The following is a 26,383-nucleotide window of genomic DNA, read 5'->3' as shown; positions in this document are numbered from 1 at the left end:
CAAGTTTTATCGGTGAATTTTTGCTTTACCCTGAAAAATAGGCTGAAGCTGTTGATTCTCTTGTGCACGGTCTTGGAATAATGATAAATTAAGAGGACATACTTCGGTCTTACACCTAAAGGGGGAAAGTTACGCATGGAAATGGTAAGAGTCGTCTTTTTAACGGTGCTCATGTTCTTTGTACTGGTGACAGTACATGAATGGGGACATTATTATTTTGCCAAACGCGCCGGTATTCTTGTGCGGGAGTTTGCCATCGGTTTCGGCCCGAAACTGTTTTCTTATAAACGAAATGAAACCCAGTTCACGCTTCGTCTGCTGCCCTTCGGGGGTTATGCAAGGATGGCCGGAGAAGATCCGGAGATTATTGAGATTGGTCCTGGACAAACCATTGCCGTAAGGCTGGGGCAAGATAACAAAGTGAAGAATATTTACCTGGATTCCCTCGACACACGCAGAAATGTGATCCGCGGTGAAGCACAGTACACGGATTTGGAACAAGAATTGAAGATCCGTTTGGACGTGGATGGGGAAGTCACTGTATACGACGTTCATCCGCAAGCTATGCTGATTAATGGCACCCAACAGACGCAAATTGCGCCTAAGGACCGCCAATTCGGCAGTAAAACCGTTGGTCAGCGAGCCATTGCTATTTTTGCAGGTCCAGTGATGAATTTCATACTCGCTTTTGTGCTGTTTGGTCTGCATCTGCAAATGGCTGGAATCCCCATCGAGAATCCTACGTATGTGAAAATTGGTGATGTAAGTGCCAACATGCCGGCAGAGGAAGCAGGACTGCAGAAAGGCGACATCGTCGTATCTGTTAACGGTGAGAAAATCGGCGGGGATTATCAGAAGATGATCTCGCTAACCTCGGCCTCCAAAGGCAAAGAGATGAAGTGGACATTACAGCGAGGTGAGGAAACCTATAACGTGGCTATGATCCCCCGTAGTATGGAGGGAGAAGAAGGCGGGAAAGTGGGTATTACTCCAGAGCTGCCCACACGCCATGCCGGTATTGGAGAGACATTCTCCAAATCGGGTATAGCTATGGTGGATACCACTAAGGCAATCTTCATGGGCTTTAAGCAATTAATCAATAATTTTAACATGGATGATATTTCAGGACCGGTTGGTACGGCGAAATTAACCGGCCAGATCGCACAGCAAGGGATTCAGTATTTAACCTATTGGGCTGCTATTCTTAGTCTGTACCTGGGAATATTTAATCTGCTGCCGATTCCTGCGCTTGACGGAAGCCGCCTGGTCTTCCTTGGTGTTGAAGCTTTGCGGGGTAAGCCGGTTGATCCTGGTCATGAGGGTATGGTCCATTTTGTCGGCTTCGCGATGTTGTTCCTGGTGATGATAGCTGTGACGTATAATGATATATTGCGTCTCATAAGCGGTTGATTCCTTTTGTTCCATATAATCTTTATCCTTATATTTTTGCTTGGGTTTACATCTTTTGGAGTCCCCGCAAAGTAATTGAATCAGCGTTGAGGAATATTCGACACTTTGTGGGGCGAATTTAGGAGGAGTTTCACTACATGGCCAAAGATAAGCAGTTCGTTACTGAGATTACACCGCAAGGTGAAGATTTCTCACGCTGGTACATTGATGTTATCAAAAAAGCAGATTTGATGGACTATTCCCCAGTCCGGGGTTGCATTGTATTCAAACCGGATGGTTTTGAAATCTGGGAACATATTCAGGAAGAAATGAACCGCCGGTTCAAGGAAACAGGACATCGTAATGCTTATTTTCCGCTTTTCATTCCGGAGAGCTTTTTCCAAAAGGAAAAGGATCATATTGAAGGATTCAATCCGGAACTCCCTTGGGTAACGGAAGCGGGCGGCGATAAATTAGAAGAGCGTCTGGCAATCCGGCCTACTTCAGAGACCATGATCGGGCATATGTATTCCAAATGGATTCAGTCATACCGTGATCTCCCTGTTTTGATCAATCAATGGGCTAACGTGGTCCGTTGGGAGAAGCGTACACTTCCTTTTATCCGCACCAGTGAATTCCTGTGGCAGGAAGGACATACTGCTCATGAGAATGAAGCTGAAGCACGTGAAGAAACGATGCAGATGCTTGAAATCTATCGTGATTTTGTAGAAGGCTATCTGGCAATTCCGGTAATTACCGGTCAAAAGACCCCTTCGGAACGTTTTGCCGGTGCAGTAGATACCTATTCCATTGAAGCCATGATGAAGGATGGACGTGCTGTACAGGCGGGAACTTCTCACTACCTGGGCACCAAATTTGCAGTTGCTTTTGAAATCCAGTACCTGAGCCGGGAAAATGCGCTTGAGCACGTGCATACCACTTCATGGGGAACCAGTACACGTCTGATTGGTTCCATGATTATGGTTCACGGTGATGACAGAGGACTCGCGTTACCGCCAAAAGTTGCGCCTACCCAAGTTATTATGATTCCGATCGGACCGCCTAAGACTCGTGACGCTGTCATTGGCAGGACGGACGAGCTGTTCCAGGAACTCAAAAAAGCTGGGGTCCGCGTACGTGTAGATGACCGGGCGGATGTGACTCCAGGATGGAAGTTCAATGAGTACGAAATGCGCGGAGTGCCTGTCCGTCTCGAACTGGGGCCGCGTGATATGGAGAATGGTGTCTGTGTGTTGGTCTCACGGATCAGCGGTGAGAAGAAGGTCATTCAGCAAGCGGATCTGGTAGAAGAAGTCCAAGCAATGCTGGAGCAGGTTCATAATGAGATGTTCGAGCGGGCACTTAAATTCCGTGAGGATCACTTCTATTCGGTGGATACACTTGATGAAATGAAGGCTTCTATGGATGAGAAACGCGGTTTTGCGCTGGCAGGCTGGTGCGGTACTGAGGAGTGCGAATCCAAGGTGAAAGAAGAAACTGGTGCAACCAGCCGGAACATTCCATTCAACCCCGCAGAGACGAAGCAGGTGTGCATCTGCTGCGGTAAACCTGCAGCGCATACGGTTGTTTTTGCCAAAGCCTATTAATTTGGTTCAGCATTGTTTATGATAAAGAATATAGGATGTTAATCTAGCTTCTGGTGAGAGGAGTCGGCGGGCCGAAAGAACCCAAAGCTTTTTGACCCGGAAGCTTTTTAAATCTGTCTTATACTACTATTTGCTGAAATCAGGCATTTATATCATTGCGTAAGTTAGGTGGGGGAAGCATGGAACAGAACGTGGAGAGAAGAAAGCGGTTTGAGCTTTTGATGAAACAAGGAGAAATCCCGCCCGCGATCATTGATCCTTACTTCTTGGATGGATATATTGAACGTGTGGAGATCAGCCGCGGCAACCATGACTGGCATATTGTAATTGTCAAAGAAAGTTTGGTTCCGGCCCAGACGTACCGGACCTTTGTGCTCAGAATGCGAGAGAAGCTGCAGCATATAGCCAAAGTCAGCTTCTTGTTTCTATATGATAACAAAACCAGCAGAGCGGAGCTGGTACAGGAATATTGGGGCCTTTTTCTGGAGTGGGTTCAGCGTGAAATCCCTTCTGTCAATGGCTGGCTTACCCGCTCAACACAAGAGCTGCAGGACGATACACTTTTGCTGAGTCTAAGTGATTCGATGTCACTGGAATTGGCCCGCAAAAAAGGGATCGAAGGCGCGATAGTAAAGTTTTACGATAAATTCTTCGGGCTCTCTCTGAAAGTTAAGCTCCAGATTGCGGAGAATGAGAGTAAAGCGGATGCCTATGAGGAATTCCAGCAGAAACTGCAGCAAGAACAACGTGAACTGGTGGAAATGATGATGATGGCCAGTGAGCCTGATGAACCAGAGGACGATAGAGATCCAAATGAGATTATTAAGCTGCAGGTTGGTTATGAAATTAAGGAGCAGGCTGTGCCTATCCTAGAGATTCAGGATGAGGAAAAGAAGATCACGATCCAAGGGACTATCTTCGGTCTCGAGAGCAAGGAACTTCGCAACGGAAATACCTTGTTCACTTTCTGTATTACCGACTTTACGGATTCTCTGCAAATTAAGATGTTCGCCAAAACCAAGGAAGATCTGAAGGTCATGGGACAATTAGCTAACGGCAAATGGGTTAGAGCACGCGGCAAAGTGGAATATGACCGTTTCATGCAAATTCCAGAGCTGGTGATGATTCCTTCGGATTTGTCCGAGGTTCAGGCGCCGCCTGCCCGGAAAGATACAGCTCCTGTGAAGAGAGTGGAATTCCATCTGCATACGACTATGAGCACCATGGATGCAGTTACTCCTATTGATGCCTATGTCAAAACAGCCGCTAAGTGGGGCCATCCGGCGATTGCCGTCTCGGATCATGGTGTAGTCCAAAGCTTTCCTGATGCGGATCATGCTGCCCATAAACACAAAATCAAGATGCTGTACGGCGTAGAAGCCAATGTTGTTAATGACTCGGTTAATATTGTGGAGAACCCACAGCCCTTGGAACTGAAAAAAGCGACCTATGTTGTATTCGATATCGAGACCACCGGTTTGTCGATTACACGCAATAACATAACGGAGCTTGCGGCCATCAAGATGTGCGAAGGGAAGGAACTGGACCGTTATTCAACCTTTGTGAACCCGCATGAAAAAATTCCTTATCATATTCAGCAGCTGACCAATATCACGGATGAAATGGTGAAGGATGCACCGGATCTGGAGCCTGTGCTTCAGAAGTTTGTGGAGTTTGTAGGTGACAGCATCCTAGTAGCTCACAATGCTAGGTTCGATATGGGATTCATTCAGGCATCGCTAGTGAAGCTGGGCAAGCCGATATTGCCAAACCCTTCGCTGGACACACTGGAGCTGGCGCGCCTTTTGTTCCCGAGCATGAAGAATCACAGACTGAATACCTTAGCAGATAAGTATAAAGTACTGCTCGAGAGTCATCACCGTGCGATAGACGATACTATTGCGCTGGGGGGCATCCTGAACGGCCTGCTGGCCGATGCGGAGAAGCTCAAGAATCTGACCCGATTGGACCGGTTGAATGATTATGTAGGCAATGACCTCTCGAACACCCGGCCGTTTCACTGCGGCATATATGCACTGAATCCTGTGGGCAAAAAGAATCTGTACAAGCTGATCTCCCTATCTCATACAGAGTATTACAAGCGGGTGCCATGTATACCCAAGTCCAAGCTCGAAGAGCATAGAGACGGTCTGCTGGTGATTTCCGGGTGTGAACGGGGTGAGTTTTTCGAGGCAGTCCTGAACAAAACTACAGAAGAGGCAATGGAAGTTGCACAATTTTATGATGTTTTGGAGATTCAACCCCTGACGATGTACATGCATCTGGTAGACAAGGGTTTTGTCGCCAGTCCAGAGGACTTACGGGGTGTCGTACACAAGATTTGTGAGATTGGCGAGCAGTTGAACAAACCTGTTATTGCTACGGGGAATGTTCATTACCTTGAACCAAGGGATAAACTGTTCCGTGATATTACGATTCATGGAATTACTGGCTTCAGCCCGCTGAAAGATCAGCGCAAGCCCGATGCTCATTTCCGCACTACGGATGAGATGTTGGCTGAATTTGAATTCCTTGGCGCAGAAAAAGCGATGGAGGTTGTTGTCACTAATACAGTGGCATTAGCTGAGCGTTTTGAGGAGTATCCACTTTTCCCTAGTGATCTGTTCACACCCATAATCGAAGGGGCAGACGATGAAATACGGGAAACCTGCTATAATACGGCAAAATCGATCTATGGCGAAGAACTGCCTGAGGTAGTCGTTGCCCGGTTAGAAAAAGAACTTGCGCCAATTATCAAGTACGGCTTCTCTGCCAACTATCTCATCTCTGAACGGCTTGTTAAGAAATCCAATCAGGATGGTTACCTGGTAGGTTCGCGTGGTTCTGTAGGTTCATCAGTGGTGGCAACCTTTCTCGGAATCTCCGAGGTTAATCCGCTGCCTGCCCATTATATTTGTACAAATCCTGAGTGCAAGCACAATGAGTGGTTTCTAGACGGCAGCGTGCCAAGTGGGTTCGACCTTCCAGATAAAGCATGTCCGGATTGTGGAGGTAAGCTTAAAGGCGAAGGGCAGGATATTCCGTTTGAGACATTCCTCGGCTTTAAGGGAGATAAGGTTCCCGATATCGATCTTAACTTTTCAGGTGAATATCAGCCAAACGCCCATAATTTCACCAAGACCATGTTTGGACCGGACAATGTATTTCGTGCAGGCACTATCGGTACTGTAGCAGAAAAGACTGCTTTTGGTTTCACGAAGAAATATGAAGAGCATCATCAAAAGCGGTGGCGCGGAGCCGAGGTCGGACGCCTGGCGGCAGGTTGTACAGGTGTGAAACGGAGTACGGGGCAGCATCCCGGCGGTATCGTTGTTTTACCGGATTATATGGAGATTGAGGATATCACCCCGGTTCAGTATCCGGCAGATGATGTCACTGCAGAATGGAAGACCACCCATTTCGATTATCATGCGTTTGACGCCAATCTGCTGAAGCTCGATATCCTGGGTCACGATGATCCGACCATGATGCGTATGCTCCAGGACTTGACCGGTGTGGATCCTACCACCATACCGATGAACGATCCCAAGGTTATGAGCATGTTTAATTCAACGGATGCGCTGGGAGTCAGACCGGATCAGATCCGGACACCTGTTGCAACCTATGGGGTGCCGGAGATGGGGACCAAATTTGTGCGCCAGATGCTTGTAGAGTCGAAGCCGTCAAGCTTTGCCGACCTGCTGCAGATCTCGGGTTTGTCCCACGGTACAGGAGTTTGGCTTGGCAATGCCCAGGAGCTAATCAAGAACAATACCTGCAACATCAAGACGGTTATTGGTTGCCGTGATGACATCATGCTATTTCTGATTTACAAGGCGGGAATGGATGCAGGTCTGGCGTTCAAAATTACGGAGAGTGTTCGTAAGGGCAAAGGGTTGTCGGCCGAATGGATTGAGGAAATGAAGAAATGCAAAGTTCCACAATGGTATATCGATTCCTGCCTCAAGATCCAGTACATGTTCCCGAAGGCCCATGCTGCCGCCTATGTCATTTCTGCAGTACGGACCGCCTATTTCAAGCTGTACTATCCTATCGAATATTATGCGACTTATTTCACGGTGCGGGCGGCTGATTTTGACATTGAGCTGTGTTGCAAGGGATATGAGGCCATTGCCCGTCAAATTGTTGAAATTGAGCAAAAGGGCTTTCAGGCACTGCCGAAGGAAAAAGCGATGCTGCCTGTACTTGAAATGGCTCTGGAAATGACCGCACGCGGGTTCACCTTCAAAAATATCGATTTGTACCATTCGGATGCGACCAAATTTACTGTGGACGGTACAAGCCTGATTCCTCCGTTCTCTTCACTTGCAGGAATTGGAGATAATGCAGCAATTAATATTGCCGCAGCCAAGAATGCCGGAGAGTTCCTGTCCATCGAGGATTTCCAGCAGAAATCCAAGGCGAGTAAGACGGTTGTTGAACTGCTGAGCAACATGGGCTGCTTCCGTGGATTACCAGAGAGCAATCAGCTTTCACTCTTCTAACGTCCTCGTATAGTTGGAAATGTGCTGTAGAAGAATTGTACAAAAACTCCGTTGCGGAACGGATGGAAAGTAGGTTTTTGCACCTTGTTACACGAGGCAGTCAAGGGCCGGCACTTGTCAGTGCTGATGCACTATGGTATAATTTTTTTGGTAATAATGAGATAAGTCCGTTGTGTAAAGAGTGGGGAAACCCACTCTTTATCTTTGGTATATAGCAAAAGACAAGTTCGTGGAGGTTATTTTCTTTTGAGCACACCTAAATCCCAAATTAAACAAACGGTAGAGCAGATGCTCGGGCCCTATCTCGAGGACAATGGTTTCGAACTGGTGGACGTTGAATATGTGAAGGAAGGCTCCAACTGGTTTTTGCGCATATTCGTAGATAAAGAAGGCGGCATTGATATTGATGACTGTGGTGCCATCAGCGAATATTTCAGTCAGAAGCTGGATGAGAATGATCCTATACCTGAGGCTTATTTTCTTGAGGTATCCTCACCGGGTGCTGAGCGCCCGCTCAAAAAGGCTGCGGACGTTGCCAAAGCGGTTGGCAAGGATGTCTATGTGACGGTGTATGAGCCGATTCAAGGACTTAAGGAATTCGAAGGTCGTTTGCTTTCGTTCGAGAACGAGGAACTGCTCATCTCCGCGGGCAAAAAAGAACATGTAGTACCGTACGCCAAAGTCGCCAGCGCGAGATTGGCCATTATTTTTTAACGTCTTGAAAGGGGGACCGGAATTTCATGAGTATGGATTTTATCGAAGCTATGAATGAACTGGAAAGGGAGAAAGGCATCAGCAAGGATGTGCTGTTCGAAGCCATCGAAGCTGCGCTGATCTCCAGCTATAAACGCAACTTCAATGCAGCGCAGAATGTGCGTGTGGATATGAACCGCAACACAGGTGTAATCAAGGTGTTTGCACGCAAACTGATAGTTGAAGAGGTTCTGGATACCCGGACCGAAATTTCACTGATGTCTGCCCGGGAGATTAATCCTCATTTTCAGCTGGAGGATATCGCCGAGCTGGAAGTAACACCGCGTGATTTCGGCCGTATTGCAGCCCAGACTGCTAAGCAGGTGGTGACTCAGCGTATCCGTGAAGCGGAGCGCGGACTCATCTATAATGCTTTTATCGACAAGGAAGATGATATTGTTACCGGCCTTGTGCAGCGTCAGGATATGCGTAATATTTATGTGGATCTTGGCAAAATCGAAGCGGTTCTGCCGCTCAGCGAGCTGATGCCTGGAGAAAAGTTCAAGCAAAGCGAGCGCATCAAGGCATATATCACTAAGGTTGAGAATACCACCAAAGGGCCTCAGATCATGCTGTCCCGCAGCCATCCAGGCCTCTTGAAGCGCCTGTTCGAGCTGGAGGTCCCGGAGATTTTTGACGGTGTTGTCGAGATTCGCTCCGTGGCCCGCGAAGCTGGCTTCCGTTCCAAGATTGCCGTTTTCTCGCGCAATGCTGAAGTGGATCCGGTCGGTTCCTGCGTAGGTCCTAGAGGCACACGTGTTCAGACGATCGTCACCGAGCTGCGCGGCGAGAAGATTGATATCGTCCGTTATTCCGAAGCGGTTCAGGAGTACGTAGCGAACGCGCTTAGCCCTTCCAAGGTGCTTGAGGTTCAAGTCTTTGAAGCGGAAAAGATGGCCCGTGTCATTGTTCCTGATTATCAATTGTCGCTCGCGATCGGCATCAAAGGACAGAATGCCCGTCTTGCCGCGAAGCTGACCGGCTGGAAAATTGATATCAAGAGCGAAAGCCAGGCAGAGCAGGAATACGGCAGACCAAGAACTTCTAATGATGAAATGCATCAGGATTCCGTCTCCATTGACTAATCAACCTGCTCTATTTTAGAGGGGAGGCGATTGACATGAAACAGCGTAAGGTACCGCTGCGCAAATGCGTTGCAAGCCAAGAGATGATGCCCAAAAAAGAGCTGATTCGTGTGGTGAGAACGCCGGAGGGCGAAGTACTGATTGACCTGACGGGTAAGAAGTCGGGCCGGGGAGCTTATATTTGCGGCAAACTGGAATGTTTTAAGCTGGCACAAAAGAATAAAGCACTTGACCGTGCACTGAAATGTCAAGTGAGTCCTGAAATCTATGCCCAGCTTGCTCGGGATTTTGCATCCGTCGAGGAGCAGTTTCTGGCAGCAAAGGATAGTGAGGACAATGAGTAAGGCACTTTCTTATTTAGGGCTTGCCATGAGAGCAGGCAAGATTGTCACTGGCGACGAAGCTGTGCTCAAAGCAGTACGGTCTTCGGAGGCGAAGCTGGTCGTCCTAGCTGGTGACGCTTCAGATAATACTCAGAAAAAGTTCCGCGACAAGTGCGGAACCTACGATATTCCACTAGTAATCGCATTTCACCGGGATGACCTCGGTGCAAGTATTGGTAAGGACCAGCGCGTTGTGCTGGCCGTTACGGATAAAGGATTCGCGGAAATGATCTCCAGAGTGCTTGGAGATACTGTCGGAGGTGGAGTTATTGACTAAAGAAGACAATAAGGATAAACTGCGCGTGTATGAATACGCGAAATCGCTCAATATGAGCAGTAAAGAAATCATTACAATTCTGAAGCGTTTGAATGTTCCTGTGAATAATCATATGAGTGTCATGGAGAATAGCTCCGTGAACAAAGTAGAACAGTTCTTCAAGGACATTAAGTCAAACGCTGCAGCCAAGCGGGATAGCGGAACCAGCAGCCGTCCGGCATCTGCCGGAACGGTAACCGCCGAACCCCAAAACGCTCAGAATGCCAACAAAAATCAACCGGAAAAGCAGGTAGGTATGAACAGTAACCAAAACAACAACCAATCGACGACGTCCCCAAGGCCCCAAAGCGGACAAGATTCCCGCATAGCAACATCAGGTTCCACCCAGAATTCCCGTCCGCAGAGTTCTACTAGCGGCAATCGCCCACAAGGTTCCACTGGAAGCCGTCCGCAAGGCAGCTCCACCGGCGGCAGCCGTCCACAAGGCAGTTCCACCAGCGGCAGCCGTCCGCAAGGCAGCTCTACCGGCGGCAACCGTCCGCAGGGTAGCTCCACTGGCGGAAATCGCCCGCAAGGCAGCTCCACCGGCGGCAGCCGTCCGCAAGGTAGCTCTACTGGCGGAAACCGCCCGCAAGGCCAAGGCAGTAATGCACCACGTACCGGGGCTCCACAAGGCCAAGGCAGCGGTGCACCGCGCACTGGTGCGCCACAAGGTCAAGGCGGCGGAGATTTCTCCCGCGGCGGTGATAGAGGACCTAAGAAGAATACAACTGGCGGTAGACCCAACAATAACAGCGGTCAGAAACGTTTTGAAGACGGTAAAGGCGGCAACTTCCGCGGCCGTGGCGGCAAGAACAACCGGGGCAGAAACCAGCCGACAGTGTACCGCGAGAAGATCGACAACACACCGAAGAAGATCATTGTCCGCGGCAGCATGACTGTCGGAGAAACTGCAAAGCTGCTTCATAAGGATGCTTCAGAAGTCATTAAGAAACTGATCTCCATGGGTGTAATGGCTACAATTAACCAGGAGCTCGATATTGACACGATTCTGCTGCTTGCCGGTGAATTCGGCGTAGAAGTAGAAGTGAAGATTCCTGTTGATGAAGACAGCTTCGAAACGGTGGAAGAGAACGATTCCGAAGAGGATCTGCAGGCTCGTCCTCCAGTAGTAACCATCATGGGCCACGTTGACCATGGTAAAACGACATTGCTGGATGCCATTCGTTCGACGAATGTGACCGGCGGTGAAGCCGGCGGGATTACCCAGCATATCGGTGCTTACCAAGTTGAAATCAACCACAAAAAAATCACGTTCCTAGATACACCGGGTCACGAAGCGTTTACCGCAATGCGTGCCCGTGGTGCACAGGTAACGGATATGACTATTATCGTAGTCGCTGCTGATGACGGCGTTATGCCGCAGACGGTAGAAGCAATCAACCATGCCAAGGCTGCTGGTCTGCCGATCATCGTTGCAGTTAACAAGATTGATAAACCGGGTGCTGATCCGGATAAAGTGAAGCAGGAGCTTACGAGCTATGAGCTGGTACCAGAAGAGTGGGGCGGAGACACCATCTTCGTTAACTTGTCTGCCAAGCAGCGCATCAACCTGGAAGAACTGCTGGAAATGATTCTGCTTGTTGCTGAAGTGAATGAGTACAAAGCAAACCCTGACAAACGGGCCCGCGGTACTGTCATAGAAGCAGAGCTGGATAAGAACCGTGGACCGGTTGCCCGGATTCTCGTACAGAACGGTACGCTGAAAGTCGGAGACGCTTTTGTAGCGGGTAACTGCTTCGGACGCGTACGCGCTATGGTTAATGATAAAGGACGCAAGATCAAGGAAGCGGGTCCTTCCACTCCGGTCGAGATTACTGGTCTGACTGAAGTCCCGCAAGCCGGCGATCCATTCATGGCGTTTGAAGATGAGCGCAAAGCCCGTGCAATTGCGGATAGACGTTCCACTTCGCAGCGCCAGTCCGAGCTGAATACGAATACCCGGGTAACTCTGGATGATCTATTCAAGCATATCAAGGATGGCGAGATCAAAGATCTCAACGTTATCATCAAGGGTGACGTACAAGGTTCAGTAGAAGCACTCAAAGGATCCTTGGCCAAAATCGAAGTTGAAGGCGTACGGGTGAAGATTATCCACAGTGGAGCGGGTGCGATTACAGAATCCGACATCACCTTAGCGGCAGCATCCAATGCGATCGTTATCGGCTTCAATGTTCGTCCGGATGCTCAGACCAAAGCAGCCGCTGAGCAGGAGAAAGTGGATGTACGTCTGCACAACATTATCTACAACGTAATTGAAGAAATTGAAAGTGCAATGAAAGGGATGCTTGATCCGATCTACAAAGAGAACGTTATCGGCCATGCTGAAGTGCGCAATGTCTTCAAAATCAGCAAAGTGGGTACTATTGCAGGATGTATGGTTACTTCCGGCAAAATTGCCCGTAATGCCGAAATGCGCCTGATCCGTAGCGGTATCGTTGTCTTCCAAGGCAAGATCGACACCTTGAAACGTTTCAAAGATGATGCAAAAGAAGTGGCGCAAGGTTATGAATGCGGCATAACTTTGGAACGCTATAATGATGTCGTTGAAGGCGACATTATCGAAGCGTTCATCATGGAAACGGTAGAGCGCTAAGCGAAGAGGTGAATATAGATGTCTAAAATCAGAGCCGGACGGGTTGGCGAACAGATCAAAAAAGAACTGAGCCAGCTCATCCAAAGCGGACTAAAGGACCCTCGTATCGGGTTTGTTACAGTAACCGGTGTAGACGTGACTAACGATCTGTCGCAGGCTAAAGTATACCTGAGCGTATTCGGGGACGAAGAGCAGGTTACAGGTTCACTAAAAGCGATTGAGAAAGCGAACGGTTTTCTCCGCTCGGAGCTTGGTAAGGCGATCCGCCTGCGTCATACTCCTGAACTGATCTTCAAGATTGACGAATCCGTTGCTTACGGAAGCCATATCGAGAAGTTGCTTGGTGAAATTGGCAAGAATGAAGAAAGCTAGGTAACATAAAGGAGACGGCGAATGCAGAGCTATGAACAAAGTCTCCAGCAGACCCGTAAGTTTCTGCTGGAACACGACGATTATCTTGTAGTGTCGCATGTTCAGCCGGACGGAGATGCAGTCAGCTCCACCCTCGCGGTGGGCTGGCTTCTCTCATGTCTGGGCAAAAAATATACTATGCTGAATGAAGGACCGATCCCGCAACGAATGGAATACTTATGGCATGCTAATGAGATTGTTAATTTAGCTGACGGCGGGCAATCCCGCCAATATCATAATGTTATTTGCGTCGATTGTGCCGATTTTCAGCGTGTAGGGCTTACCCAGCGTCATTTTGCCACCGATGCCCTCATCTTGAATATAGATCATCATCCTACGAACAACGGTTATGGCCATGTTACGCTGATTAAACCGGATGCAGCTGCGACAGCGGAAATTTTGTTCGATCTGCTGAAGACGTTTGAGATGGAGTGGGATATCGATATCGCGACTGCTCTCTATACCGGACTGTTAACGGATACCGGAGGCTTTCGTTACAGCAATACCTCACCTAAAGTAATGGCAGCCGTATCCGAACTGCTGGCACTTGGTGTCAATGGCCCTGAACTGGCGGAAACACTGCTCGAAGAAATGACATTGGCGCAGGTTAAAGTGCTTAACAAGGCGTTAAGTACCTTGCAACTGTCCCCGGAAGGAGACATAGCCTGGGTATATGTGACACCACAGGATATGCTGGATTGTGATGCCGCCAATGAAGATCTTGAAGGTATTGTGAACTATCCGCGTAATATCCGCGGAGTTGAGGTGGGAATTCTGTTCAAGGTGATCCATGAACATGCGGTAAAAGTAAGCCTACGCTCGGCAGGCAAAGTGGATGTTGCCGCTTTGGCGCAAGTATTCGGGGGCGGTGGACATACGCGTGCAGCCGGTGCCCGTATTGATGCTACACTCGAAGAGGCTATACCGATGATACTTCAGGAGGTCAGACGTCATTTATGAGTGAACTTACAGGTGTTTTGGCTGTCTATAAGCCTGCCGGATTCACTTCACATGATGTTGTCGCCAAAGCGAGACGCATTCTCGGAATGAAGCGGATCGGCCATACTGGGACACTAGATCCCCAGGTCACCGGGGTCCTGCCGCTCTGTCTGGGACGGGCAACACGTGTCGTTGAATATATTCAGGAACTGCCCAAAGAATATGTGGCTACCTTGAGACTTGGAGTATCCAGTGATACGGAGGATTTAACCGGAACGATTACCGAAACGGTTGAAGAGGTCAATGTGACGGAGGCTGAAGTGCTTGCTGTGCTTACTTCTTTTAAAGGCGTCATTTCTCAGGTTCCACCCATGTATTCTGCTGTCAAGGTTGACGGCAAACGCCTATATGAGCTCGCCAGAGAAGGCAAAACAGTGGAGCGTAAAAGCCGTGAAGTGGAGATCTATGAGATCGAGATGCTCGGCATGATCTGGAATGGTAAACATCCCGATATTACGTTTCGTGCCTTGTGCTCCAAAGGTACTTACATCCGAACATTATGTGTGGATATCGGACGGGCACTTGGACTTCCTGGAGTTATGGTTAAGCTTGAACGGACCATGTCAGCAGGAATATCGGCCAGCCACTGCTTGACTCTGGAGCAAATAGCTGCGCATAAGGAAGCTGGTACGCTGGAAGAGCATTTGATTGCAGCGGATGAAGCCATCAATCATTTACCCAGACATATAGTGATGGATGAGAAGAAGAAAGCAGCTCTGCAAGGGCAGCGTCTGTCGATCCGGCATGTGGCTCCTGAAGTAAAGCAGAATGGACACTTTCGTCTTTATGATGTTCAAGGCGAGTTCCTGGGTATTTATGAATTGGAAGAGACAGGGGCTATTGCGCCTGTTAAGGTATTTGCACAAGCATAACTTTAATTTTAATTAGTGAATTGTAGGTGAGAGACAGCGTGAGAACCGTAACCTTAAGCTACCCGATACCGCCGGAGACTGCAGCAGATTGGGCACAGCCACAAGTAACAGCTTTGGGCCAATTTGACGGATTGCATCTGGGACATGCCAGCGTCATTGCATCCGCTGTTGCACTGGCCCGCAAAGATGGCATTCCAGCCTCTGTCATGACTTTCCATCCTCATCCCAAGGATGTAATGGGCAAAGGTGACTATGATGGATATTTGACCCCACCCAAGGATAAGCAGGAGCTTCTTGCCGGGATGGGGGTCGATATTTTGTATATCATCGAATTTAATGAGCAGCTTTCCAAAGTAAGTCCGGAGGATTTTGTATCGGTGATGCTGCTGCCTCTGAAGATTGTAACCGCCGTGGTTGGCTTTGATTTCCGTTTTGGCTACCTTGGTGAGGGGGACCCGGAACGACTTCGAGAGCTGGGGCAAGGGGCAATGGGTGTTGTGACTGCGCCTCCCTTCCTGATCGGGGGCCAGAAGGTAAGCAGCTCCGGTATTCGTAAAAGTCTCCAGAATGGTGAGCTTACTCTGGCGAATACATGGTTTGGACGTTGTTATCATCTGCGGGGAACAGTGGTACATGGAGAGAAGCGTGGACGCACGATAGGGTTCCCTACAGCAAATGTACAGCTTGATGAGCGTTATGTTATTCCCGCTAAGGGAGTTTATGCTGTCAGAGTATTTTACAAGGATGAAGTTCTTCACGGTGTAATGAACGTTGGTGTCAAGCCGACCTTTCATGAAGGAGTAACAGCGCCCAGCTTTGAGGTGCATCTGTTTGATTTTGCGGGGGATATCTACGGGCAAGAGCTTATGGTGGAGCTGGTCTCATTCATCCGTCCTGAACGCAAGTTTGAATCTATTGGTGCTTTGATCGCACAAATTGGCGAAGATGCCGGGACAGCAAAAAGTCTGCTGGAAGATCAATCCTGAATCATATGGACATGCCGTTTACATTTGTCTGCGAAGGTGCTATACTGATTAACGTTGCTGGAATGACAGCATCATAACCTTAGCTTGGTTGCATGTTCTCACCGACGGTGACGAGGCTATTGGCGATTATATTGAAGGAGGTGAACAGGATGGCATTGACTCAAGAACGTAAACACCAATTGATTGACGAGCACAAAACTCATGAATCCGACACTGGATCCCCTGAGGTGCAAGTTGCTATCCTAACGGAGAACATCGTTAATTTGACTGACCACTTGCGTACGCACAAGAAGGATCATCATTCCCGTCGCGGATTGCTGAAGATGGTTGGACAACGTCGTAAACTGCTGGCGTATTTGAAAAACAAAGACATCAGACGTTACAGCGCCCTGATCGAAAAACTGGGATTGCGTCGCTAATTTTCCATAATCGTTACCCTAAAGCAGCCTGGTTGTATACCGTATGTCCTTCTTACGAGCGACAGCGGGACAGCCGGGTTGCTTTTTGAAAATTTAGGGGAAACTGTGGTTAGCAGCAAGTAGATATGATGTGCACAAAACGGCTACTTAACCTCATCATGAGGACAAGCCGTTTTTGCTTGAAATATAAGAATTTATAGTTCTTGTGCTATAGGTGATCCTTATATTTTTGAGGAAACGGGAGAGTTTAATGTACATACGGCGAAGCCGTTTCTTCTTATATAATTATGATTAACATTGAACCTGTGATCGTGAACGGCAGGTCTACTACCATTCAAGGAGGGATTTTATGGAAAAACGTGTAGAAATGCAACTTGGCGGAAGACGCCTTGTGCTCGAAACAGGCCGCTTGGCCAAACAGGCAAACGCAGCAGTTATGGTCCGTTATGGTGACACTTCAGTATTGTGTACGGTTACAGCATCCAGTGAACCTAAAGATCTGGATTTTTTCCCGCTTACAGTTAACTATGAGGAAAGACTATATGCAGTTGGTAAAATTCCCGGGGGATTTATCAAACGCGAGGGTAGACCCAGCGAGAAAGCAATTCTATCTAGCCGTCTGACGGACCGCCCGATCCGCCCATTGTTTCCGGAAGGATTCCGTAATGATGTTCAGGTACTGAATCTCGTAATGAGTGTGGATCAGGATTGTGCGCCAGATATTGCTGCAATGATTGGTACTTCCGCTGCACTCAGTATTTCTGATGTGCCTTTCAGCGGTCCTATTGGCGGTGTGGCTGTAGGCCGCATTAACGGTGAATTTATCATTAACCCTGATGTTGCACAACAAGCGGTAAGTGATATTTATGTAGTCGTAGCCGGAACTAAGGATGCCATTATGATGGTAGAAGCAGAAGCCAATGAAGTACCGGAAGATGTAATGCTTGAAGCTATCATGTTCGGACATGATGAAGTCCGCAAGATCGTGGCTGTGATCGAAGAACTGGTTGCGGTTGCGGGTAAAGAGAAAATGGCAGTGAAACTGCACGCTGTAAATGCAGAAGTAAACGCTGAGGTTCGCGCGTATGCGCAGATCCGCCTGGTGGAAGCTGTGAAGATTGCCGAGAAGCATGCCCGACAGGATGCCATCGATTTGATCAACAATGAAACGGTGCAGTATTTCGCAGAGAAATACATAGAAACACCGGAGCTTCTGAAGGATGTCAAGGAAGTTCTCCATGATATCGTAAAGGATGAAGTTAGACGCCTGATCACCCACGATAAGATCCGTCCGGATGGACGCAAGCTGGATGAAATTCGTCCGATCGAATGCGATACTGCTCTGCTTCCACGCACACATGGTTCCGGTCTCTTTACACGGGGACAGACTCAGATCCTAAGCGTATGTACCCTTGGCGCACTTGGTGATGTTCAGATTCTTGACGGGATTGATCCGGCTGAGACCAAACGGTTTATGCATCACTACAACTTTCCTCCATTCAGCGTAGGGGAAGCTCGTCCGCTTAGAGCGCCGGGCCGCCGTGAGATTGGACATGGAGCTCTGGGAGAACGGGCGTTGTCTAAGGTTATCCCTAGTGAAACAGAATTCCCGTACACCATTCGTCTGGTATCAGAAGCCATTGAATCCAATGGATCTACTTCCCAAGCGAGTATCTGTGCGAGTATCCTGGCAATGATGGATGCAGGTGTGCCGATTAAAGCACCGGTAGCTGGTGTAGCCATGGGTCTGATCAAAGACGGGGAACATGTCTCGATTCTAACCGATATCCAAGGTATGGAAGATCACTTGGGCGACATGGACTTCAAGGTAGCTGGTACGGCTGAAGGTGTTACGGCAATTCAGATGGATATCAAAATTGATGGCATCGACCGGAAGATTCTTCAGGATGCGCTGCAACAGGCCAAAGAAGGACGTATGTTCATCTTAGGCAAAATGATGGAAGCCATCTCCGAACCAAGACCAAGTCTGTCTAAATATGCTCCAAAAATTATTATCATTAACATTAATCCGGACAAAATCCGTGATGTCATTGGTGCTGGTGGCAAGATCATCAACAAAATCATTGAGGAAACCGGCGTGAAGATTGACATCGAGCAGGATGGTCGTGTCTTTATCGGATCTTCAGATGAAGCAATGATTCAGAAAGCCCGCGGCATTATCGAAGGCATTGTACGTGAAGTACAGGTTGGCGAAATCTATGTAGGTACAGTTAGACGCATCGAGAAGTTTGGTGCATTCGTCGAACTGATTCCGGGTAAAGACGGATTGGTGCATATTTCCCAATTGTCCACAGACCGTGTAGCCAAAGTAGAAGATGTAGTTGCCATCGGCGATACGATTACTGTCAAAGTAACCGAAATCGACCAACAAGGCCGCGTCAATCTATCGCGTAAAGCTGTACTCACTTCAGAAGGTGCAGCCAAGGCGTAATATCACTGCAGCTTCAATGCAGATCATATGTATGAATGCGAAGAGACAGAAGCAATTTCGTTCTGGCTCTTTTTTTAAAATATAAATGACTATAAGTCCGGGCAAGCAAGCTCCACTCTGTGGGGCTATTTTCAATTGTAGTCATATTTTCTTCCTTGGGTTCATAGGCTGGGACAAAGCGTCTCTGCACCTTCCTGTGCCGGGACCGACCAATGAACCGTTTCTGCCAGGGAGGAAAGTCGTCATGAAGACGGAAAAAGCGGCACTTGTGCTGGCCTTTATCGCTGTCGTAATCGGCATCGGCAGTACCCAAGGCCCCGTGAAGGATATGCTGTCCCAGCTTAAGCAGCAGACAGGACTGGCTGTATGGAACGAGGCTTTAGCAGAACAACCGGGGGAAGATTTGCGAAGAATGATAGAGAGCAAGGCATCCGCCCTGAACAGCCCGCCTGTAGATGCCACCGTAGACCGCGTATGGAAGGCTATACCGGGCTATAATGGTCTGGAAGTAGATGTAGAGGCAACCTATAGGAATGCAATGCTTAAAGGCCCTAATGACGGCTTGAAGCTTCTCTACCGCCAGATTCCGCCTAAGATTTCACTAAATGACTTGGGAGCACAGCCGATCTACCGGGGTAATCCGGCGAAACCGATGGTCTCACTGATGATCAATGTCGCATGGGGGAACCAGTATATCATCCCGATGCTGGATATTCTGGATCAGGAGCAGGTGAAGGTCACCTTTTTTCTGGATGGCAGCTGGCTCAGCCATAATAAAGAATTGGCTATGGAAATGCAGAAGCGCGGCCATGAAATGGAAAATCACGCTTACACCCATCCCAATATGAGCACTTTAAGCAGGGCGCGGGCCACCGCTGAAATCCAGAAAACGCAGAACCTGCTAAAGGAAAGTCTCGGTGTGACCAATATATGGTTTGCACCGCCATCCGGTGATTTTGACCAGGAAACTGTAGATATTGCCGCCTCGCTTGGTCTCAAAACTGTACTCTGGACGCTCGACACGGTAGATTGGCGCAATCCTTCCCCGGAATCGATCATATCCAAAATCAGCAGCAAGGCAGAGCCGGGAACCTTGATTCTCATGCATCCTACATCGTCCTCGTCGCAGGCGCTGAAAGGGATGATCCGGGGAATTAAGGCTAAAGGTCTGCGATTGGGAACGGTTAGCCAGACGTTATCTGCGGAGCGTGTGCTGCCTGCTGATGTTGAGTGAGTCGAATAATTCTGGTAGGATAAAAGGCGCGTATACTAAATATAGATAGAACCAGGGCTATGCCAGGAGGATTTTGAAGTGGAAAAAATAGTGTTATCAAACGGCCTAAGGGTGGTAACTGAAAAAATCCCCACCGGACGATCCGTTTCCTTTGGAATATGGGTCAAAACAGGCTCACGCAATGAGACGCCGCTGAACAACGGGATTTCTCATTTTATTGAGCATATGCTGTTCAAAGGCACCGACCGCTATAGTGCAAAGGATATTGCCGAACAGTTTGACGCGATAGGCGGTAACGTCAATGCGTTTACCTCTAAAGAGTATACATGTTATTATGCCAAGGTTTTGGATGAGCATCTGCCGATTGCTGTGGATGTGCTGGCCGATATGTTCTTCCGTTCACGGATGGATGCCGACGAGCTGGCCAAGGAAAAAAACGTCATTCTGGAGGAAATCGCCATGTGCGAGGACACACCGGATGATCTGGTACATGATCTGATGTGTGCTGCAGCCTATGGTGAACACCCGCTGGCTTATTCGATTCTGGGACTCAAAGAACGGCTTCAGGAAATGACTCCAGACGACCTCAGGGCTTATATGAAGACGCAGTATACCATTGAGAATACAGTTATCAGTGTAGCAGGCAACATTAATGACGGACTGGCTGAGCTGCTTGAGAAACACTTCGGATCTTTTCAGAATCATGGTGAATCGGCTGCGCTGACTGTTCCCGATTTCCAGGGTGAGCTGTTGTTCCACCGCAAAAAAACAGAGCAAAACCATATTTGCCTCTCTTTACCGGGTGTGCAAAGCGGAGGGCCTCTGCAATATCCGATGGTGCTGCTGAATAATGCATTCGGCGGCGGTATGAGTTCACGTATGTTTCAGGAGATCCGCGAAAAGCGCGGCCTGGCCTATTCGGTATACTCCTATCATAGCTCCCAGGCGGATAGCGGGATGTTCACCGTCTACGCAGGAACTGCGCCGAAGCAGACCAAAGAAGTCACAGAACTGATCAAAGAAATGATGTATGAACTTGCCGTCCATGGGATTAGCGAAGATGAACTGCGAAAGGGCAAGGAACAGCTTAAGGGTAGCCTGATTCTAAGCCTGGAAAGCACAAGCAGCCGGATGAACCGTATTGGTAAAAACGAGCTGATGCTTGGAAGACATGATACACTGGATGAGATGATCGCCAAAATCCAGCAGGTGACTATGGATGATGTGAATCATTTGCTGGACCATATGTTTGCTGAGCCGCTGGCTCTTGCGATGGTGGGCTCAACAGACAAAGCTATAGCCAATGTTAGGAGAGATGATCTTGTCGTATTACGTTCAAATTAACAAGCTTCCCGGGAATGAAGATGTAGAGCTTCCCCGTAAAATGTCCGAACAGGCCTCGGGTTATGACCTGTATGCCGCTGTGGGAGAAGCCGTTGTGCTTGCTCCGGGCGGACGGGCACTAATCCCTACAGGTATATCGCTGGCCATGCCGGACGGCCTGGAGGCGCAAATCCGGCCGCGCAGCGGGCTGGCGCTGAAACACGGTATTACTTGCCTGAATACGCCGGGAACCATTGATGCCGATTACCGCGGCGAGATCAAAGTACTGCTCATCAATCTGGGACAGGAGCCGTTTGGCATTGCCCGTAATGAACGGATTGCCCAAATGGTCTTTCAGGCTGTCCCTTCTGTAACACTGGTTGAAGTGGAAGAACTGTCCGAGACGGAACGCGGAGCAGGAGGCTTCGGGCATACAGGTAAATAAGGTTATCTACACTAATTATAAGCTCAAGCTAAACATTACCAAGGTTAACCGGACTGGGTTCCGGTCGGCTTTGGTTGTTTAGCTTTTTTTGTGTGCTAACAGATATCGTTAAAGCTGCCCGGTAACTCCTAAGGCGGCTAATTTGATTGGTGCAGTCTTTTTGATGAGGCAGGTGATTCAATTCTTCTCGTTATTCACCCATCCGCCCAACCTGGCATAAGATGCTCTATATTCGATAGTGTGTATGTGGAAAGGAGCGTCATCCCTATGCTTACTGGCATCAGGATCGTGTTCCTGGGCGGGGACGCGAGACAGATTGAAGTGATTCGAAAATGTGTGGAAATGGATGCGACGGTAAGCGCTGCCGGATTCGACAAGTGGGAAACCCCAAGCCCAGGGGTGAGCATTGAACAAATGTCGGTAGAGCTGCTGAGCCGTTCGGATGTGCTGGTACTGCCTACTGTAGGCTGTGATGATGAGGGGAATATCAATGCCCTTTTTTCCTCGGAGCGCCTGCAACTGCTGGAAGAGCATGTTGCAGCGTTGCCAGCCAGCTGTACGGTATATACCGGTATGGCCAAAAGCTATTTGAGAACCCTGTGCGCCAAGCATTCACTGAAGCTGGTGGAACTGCTGAACCGGGATGATGTGGCAATCTACAACTCCATCCCTACGGCGGAAGGAGCACTGGTTATGGCTATTCAGAATACGGATTTTACAATCCATGGATCGACATCGATGGTACTGGGAATGGGCAGAACCGGGTTCACAATGGCCAGGGCACTGCAGGGCCTCGGTTCAAATGTGAAGGTTGGAGTAAGGAAACAAGAGCATTATGCACGAGCCGAGGAGATGGGCTGGAAACCCTTTATGACTGGAGAACTGCTGATACATGTACCTGAAGTTGATCTTATTTTCAATACCATACCAAGTATGATTATTACTGCGCAGGTGCTGTCGCGTCTCCCCAAACACTGTGTAATTATCGATCTGGCTTCCGCCCCGGGCGGATGCGATTTCCGCTATGCGGAAAAACGCGGGATCAAGGCCATGCTGGCACCGGGATTGCCCGGAATCGTTGCTCCCAAAAGCGCTGGAATTATTATGGCAGGTGCGCTGGTACAGTCGATATCGGACGAGACTTTTAACAGGGGGGACGAATAAATGGATTGGCATGGAAAAACAGTAGGTTATGCTATTACCGGTTCACATTGTACGTTTGCCGAGGTGATGCCGCAGATTCAACGCTTTATCGATGACGGCGCCAAAGTGGTGCCGATTGTTTCGGCATCCGTGATGAATACAGACACACGCTTTGGCACATCGGAAAATTGGTTAAAACAGTTGAAAGATATAACAGGGAATGATATCATTTCTACAATTGTTGAAGCGGAACCGCTGGGTCCTTCCAAGTTGCTGGATGTATTGACCATCGCGCCCTGCACAGGGAATACTACGAGTAAACTGGCTAATGCCATGACAGACAGTCCTGTTCTTATGGCCGCCAAATCGCAAATGCGCAATGGAAGGCCTCTGGTGCTGGCGATCTCCACTAATGATGGACTTGGACTAAATGCGTCGAATATCGCGAAGCTTTTGGTGACGAAGAATATTTATTTCGTTCCGTTCGGCCAGGATAACCCGCAGGGCAAGCCGAATTCTCTTGTAGCGAAGATGGATCTCATTCCAGAGGCCTGCTATGCGGCACTGCAGGGTAACCAGCTACAGCCGATGATTATCGAACGGTTTCATTCAGCATAGATAACATTTCATGCAGGCATTCTGAATATAAAAGGTATACATCTGCCGTCCTCAATTTGAGGGCGGTTCAACACTTTATTCAGCTAACTGAATAATGCCCCCGCGCAGGCGGATTCTTTCCATCGATGGAATGGAAGGTGTATATACACATTAGTATGCTTGCTTAGAGAAGTAATGGAGGAATTATTCATGGGTATTTTGGTGCAAAAATTCGGCGGAACCTCACTTTCCACACCAGCGGCCAGAGAGCATGTGATCCGTCATGTCAAAAGAGAGCTGGCTAGTGGCTTCAGCCTGGTTGTCGTGGTATCAGCAATGGGCCGTAAGGGTGAGCCGTATGCTACCGATACATTGCTGGACTGGGCCGTGCAGAATGGGGATGCCTTGCCGAGCCGGGAGAAAGATCTGCTGATGTGTTGCGGGGAGATCATATCCGCCACCACTTTATGCGGCTTGCTGGAGCATGAAGGTATCCCATCAACCGTGCTGACAGGAGCACAGGCCGGTTTTCTGACGGACAACAACTATGGCAATGCCAGAATACTGGATGTGAGGACTGAACGTATTCTGCGCGAATTACGGGAACATAAAGTAGTCATTGTAACCGGGTTCCAGGGTCAGACTGAAGCCGGTGATTTCACAACCCTTGGACGTGGAGGCAGTGATACTTCAGCTACAGCTCTCGGTGCTGCACTTCGTGCGGATATGGTTGATATTTATACAGATGTGGATGGTATTCTGACGGCAGATCCGCGGATTGTAGAAGATGCGAAGCAACTGACCTATGTAAGCTATACGGAAATCTGCAATATGGCCTATCAGGGTGCGAAGGTCATACATCCCCGCGCTGTGGAGATTGCTATGCAGGCTCAGATTCCAGTCCGGGTCCGGTCTACTTTCTCTGAGGCCGAAGGCACACTTGTAACGCATCCTGAAGGATTCAGCGATGTTTCGCACGGAGTAGTAGACCGCTATGTCACAGGGATCGCATATGTTAGCAATATCACCCAGATTTCAGTAGAATGCCCGAATGGCAACGGAACCGGCGTACAGCTGCAGATATTCAAGAGCATGGCCGATAACGGCATCAGTGTGGATTTCATCAATGTTACTCCAAGTGAAGCACTATATACAGTGAATGATGACAAATCTGAACAAGCGATTGCTGCTCTTCAGGAGCTGGGTCTGCGTCCTTCGAGCTTATCCGGCTGTGCCAAGGTTTCAGTCATCGGGGGCGGGATCAACGGGGTTCCAGGTATTATGGCCCGCATCGTTGAGGCACTTAGCGCACAGAATATCCAGATTCTGCAGTCTGCAGATTCCAATACAACTATATGGGTTCTGGTCAAAAAGGAAGATATGGTGCAGTCGCTGCGCGCTTTGCATGCCAAGTTTGAATTACACCGCTGACAAGGAGGAATTCAAAGTGGACTTCGGAAGATTAATAACCGCTATGGTAACCCCTTTTGACGGGGCTGGAGAGATTAATTGGGAAGCCACCTCACGGCTGGTCGACTATCTTATTGAGGAACAGAAATCCGAAGCGCTTGTGGTCTGCGGAACAACCGGAGAATCTCCAACCCTTAGCGATGAAGAGAAATTGGAGTTATTTGCTTATGTATTGAACCATGCTGCTGGACGTTGTAAAATCATCGCCGGAACAGGCAGCAACAGCACAAGGCATTCCATACATCTGACAATGGAAGCAGAAAAAATAGGTGTGGACGGCGTACTGCTGGTTGTCCCGTATTACAACAAACCGAATCAGGAAGGACTATATCAGCATTTTTCTGCCATTGCTGGAGCGACGACGCTTCCTGCAATTCTCTATAATGTTCCCAGTCGAACCAGCGTCAGCATGAGTACTGCAACAACACTCAGGCTTGCAGCGATTCCGAACATCGTGGCGATCAAGGAATGTCTATCGGTGGATCAGATTACACAGATTGTCTCCGCATGCCCTGCAGATTTTCGTGTATATACTGGTGATGATTCTGCAGGACTTGCTGCACTCTCTGTAGGAGGGCATGGTATTATCAGTGTAGCCAGCCATATCGTTGGTGAACAGATGGCGGAGATGATTGGAGCATACGTGTCGGGCGATGTACAGCGGGCAGGGGCGCTTCACCGCAAGCTGTTCCCTGTCTTCAAAGGACTGTTCGAATGTCCGCAGCCACTGCCGAATCCTTCAGCAGTAAAGTATGCACTCGGGCTTCGCGGCGTAGATGTAGGTACGGTACGGCTGCCGCTAGTATCACCCACCGAAGAAGAGGCTGCATTTATTGCAGCGCTGCTGCAGAAGTAACAAGATTAATAATAGCTCGAAGCTGTAGCCGGTATTCCTTGACAAGGAGTGCCGGTTTTTTTATGTTTTGTGTTAACAATATAAACGCATTATTAAGTTTTCACTTCCTTCATAACGTGTAAGCCTTCAAATGTGAGACGATTTCTTCAGTTTTTTTATCAAATAACCGTCTGAAAATAAGGAAAGAATAGGGTAACGGTGTGGATGACTTGTCTTTTGCCAAAAAAATCATGTATAATGTTCTTAAGTGACTGGGTGCGGTAAAAATTAAATATGCGGTAATCTTCCGTCAATGTATTTTACATTGTGAGACAGGATAGGTCCTTGAATAAGTCTGTGCTAATGGAGCCGGATTTTCGCGCGAGGGGCGCGACAGTGAATTTTGACGGCTTTTTTCCGCTCAAAAAGCGTTTCACTGCGCGATTCAGGTATTTTCGCAGTGCGAAATTATACAGACTTATGGAATTTCCTTGTTGATTGTGGAAGCTATCAGCAATTTGAAGATGTGTTCAGCGCCGCTG

At 48.6% G+C, this 26,383-nt stretch carries 21 protein-coding genes; all 21 read left to right on the top strand.

Annotated features, from left to right (window positions below; translation table 11 throughout):
- Positions 1-135 precede the first annotated feature (135 nt).
- The 21 genes from rseP (at position 136) to dapA (ending at position 25,862) form a co-directional block, all read left to right on the top strand.
- Positions 136-1,410 carry an RIP metalloprotease RseP gene (gene rseP / locus AC0MA3_RS14135; RefSeq protein WP_474656660.1) on the top strand — a complete coding sequence of 425 codons (1,275 nt, stop codon included), beginning with the start codon at positions 136-138 and terminating at the stop codon, positions 1,408-1,410.
- A gap of 137 nt (positions 1,411-1,547) precedes the next feature.
- Positions 1,548-2,996, top strand: a complete 1,449-nt coding sequence (gene proS, locus AC0MA3_RS14130) for a proline--tRNA ligase (protein ID WP_474656659.1) — start codon at positions 1,548-1,550, stop codon at positions 2,994-2,996.
- Positions 2,997-3,175: 179 nt separating this feature from the next.
- Positions 3,176-7,501 carry a PolC-type DNA polymerase III gene (locus AC0MA3_RS14125; RefSeq protein ID WP_474656658.1) on the top strand — a complete coding sequence of 1,442 codons (4,326 nt, stop codon included), beginning with the start codon at positions 3,176-3,178 and terminating at the stop codon, positions 7,499-7,501.
- Between the two features lie 246 nt (positions 7,502-7,747).
- Positions 7,748-8,215, top strand: coding sequence for a ribosome maturation factor RimP (rimP, locus tag AC0MA3_RS14120; RefSeq protein WP_074088160.1), 468 nt, complete (start codon positions 7,748-7,750; stop codon positions 8,213-8,215).
- 26 nt (positions 8,216-8,241) lie between these two features.
- Positions 8,242-9,339, top strand: coding sequence for a transcription termination factor NusA (nusA, locus tag AC0MA3_RS14115; protein WP_379151436.1), 1,098 nt, complete (start codon positions 8,242-8,244; stop codon positions 9,337-9,339).
- 35 nt (positions 9,340-9,374) lie between these two features.
- Positions 9,375-9,683 carry an RNase P modulator RnpM gene (gene rnpM, locus AC0MA3_RS14110; protein WP_019910454.1) on the top strand — a complete coding sequence of 103 codons (309 nt, stop codon included), beginning with the start codon at positions 9,375-9,377 and terminating at the stop codon, positions 9,681-9,683.
- Complete coding sequence (locus AC0MA3_RS14105) at positions 9,676-9,999, top strand: YlxQ family RNA-binding protein (RefSeq protein ID WP_379151441.1); 324 nt, start codon at positions 9,676-9,678, stop codon at positions 9,997-9,999. The genes rnpM and AC0MA3_RS14105 overlap by 8 nt, the downstream gene beginning before the upstream one ends.
- Positions 9,992-12,655: a translation initiation factor IF-2 gene (gene infB, locus AC0MA3_RS14100; protein WP_474656657.1), complete on the top strand. Its 2,664-nt coding sequence runs from the start codon at positions 9,992-9,994 to the stop codon at positions 12,653-12,655. The genes AC0MA3_RS14105 and infB overlap by 8 nt, the downstream gene beginning before the upstream one ends.
- An 18-nt stretch (positions 12,656-12,673) precedes the next feature.
- On the top strand, positions 12,674-13,027 hold the full coding sequence (rbfA, locus tag AC0MA3_RS14095) for a 30S ribosome-binding factor RbfA (protein WP_020434078.1): 354 nt from the start codon (positions 12,674-12,676) through the stop codon (positions 13,025-13,027).
- A gap of 21 nt (positions 13,028-13,048) precedes the next feature.
- The gene (locus tag AC0MA3_RS14090) at positions 13,049-14,026 is read left to right on the top strand and encodes a DHH family phosphoesterase (protein ID WP_474656656.1); all 978 of its coding nucleotides are present in this window, start codon (positions 13,049-13,051) and stop codon (positions 14,024-14,026) included.
- The gene (gene truB, locus AC0MA3_RS14085; protein WP_379151451.1) at positions 14,023-14,937 is read left to right on the top strand and encodes a tRNA pseudouridine(55) synthase TruB; all 915 of its coding nucleotides are present in this window, start codon (positions 14,023-14,025) and stop codon (positions 14,935-14,937) included. Before AC0MA3_RS14090 ends, truB begins: the two co-directional genes overlap by 4 nt.
- A gap of 38 nt (positions 14,938-14,975) precedes the next feature.
- Positions 14,976-15,923, top strand: a complete 948-nt coding sequence (locus tag AC0MA3_RS14080) for a bifunctional riboflavin kinase/FAD synthetase (protein ID WP_379151454.1) — start codon at positions 14,976-14,978, stop codon at positions 15,921-15,923.
- A 149-nt stretch (positions 15,924-16,072) separates the two neighbouring features.
- Positions 16,073-16,342, top strand: coding sequence for a 30S ribosomal protein S15 (rpsO, locus tag AC0MA3_RS14075; RefSeq protein ID WP_019910460.1), 270 nt, complete (start codon positions 16,073-16,075; stop codon positions 16,340-16,342).
- Positions 16,343-16,691: 349 nt separating this feature from the next.
- Complete coding sequence (pnp, locus tag AC0MA3_RS14070; RefSeq protein WP_379151459.1) at positions 16,692-18,794, top strand: polyribonucleotide nucleotidyltransferase; 2,103 nt, start codon at positions 16,692-16,694, stop codon at positions 18,792-18,794.
- Positions 18,795-19,038: 244 nt separating this feature from the next.
- Positions 19,039-20,028, top strand: coding sequence for a polysaccharide deacetylase family protein (locus AC0MA3_RS14065; RefSeq protein WP_474656655.1), 990 nt, complete (start codon positions 19,039-19,041; stop codon positions 20,026-20,028).
- A gap of 78 nt (positions 20,029-20,106) precedes the next feature.
- On the top strand, positions 20,107-21,372 hold the full coding sequence (locus tag AC0MA3_RS14060; protein WP_474656654.1) for a M16 family metallopeptidase: 1,266 nt from the start codon (positions 20,107-20,109) through the stop codon (positions 21,370-21,372).
- Positions 21,350-21,796 carry a dUTP diphosphatase gene (gene dut / locus AC0MA3_RS14055; RefSeq protein WP_474656653.1) on the top strand — a complete coding sequence of 149 codons (447 nt, stop codon included), beginning with the start codon at positions 21,350-21,352 and terminating at the stop codon, positions 21,794-21,796. The genes AC0MA3_RS14060 and dut overlap by 23 nt, the downstream gene beginning before the upstream one ends.
- Positions 21,797-22,063: 267 nt before the next feature.
- Positions 22,064-22,960, top strand: a complete 897-nt coding sequence (gene dpsA / locus AC0MA3_RS14050; RefSeq protein WP_379151472.1) for a dipicolinate synthase subunit DpsA — start codon at positions 22,064-22,066, stop codon at positions 22,958-22,960.
- Positions 22,961-23,557, top strand: coding sequence for a dipicolinate synthase subunit B (locus AC0MA3_RS14045; protein WP_379151476.1), 597 nt, complete (start codon positions 22,961-22,963; stop codon positions 23,555-23,557). It begins immediately after the preceding gene.
- Positions 23,558-23,746: 189 nt separating this feature from the next.
- The gene (gene dapG, locus AC0MA3_RS14040; RefSeq protein ID WP_379151480.1) at positions 23,747-24,967 is read left to right on the top strand and encodes an aspartate kinase; all 1,221 of its coding nucleotides are present in this window, start codon (positions 23,747-23,749) and stop codon (positions 24,965-24,967) included.
- Positions 24,968-24,983: 16 nt separating this feature from the next.
- Positions 24,984-25,862: a 4-hydroxy-tetrahydrodipicolinate synthase gene (dapA, locus tag AC0MA3_RS14035; RefSeq protein ID WP_379151483.1), complete on the top strand. Its 879-nt coding sequence runs from the start codon at positions 24,984-24,986 to the stop codon at positions 25,860-25,862.
- Positions 25,863-26,383 lie beyond the last annotated feature (521 nt).

This window comes from Paenibacillus sp. LS-5 (assembly GCF_056121505.1).
This window is presented reverse-complemented; position numbering and strand designations above follow the sequence as displayed.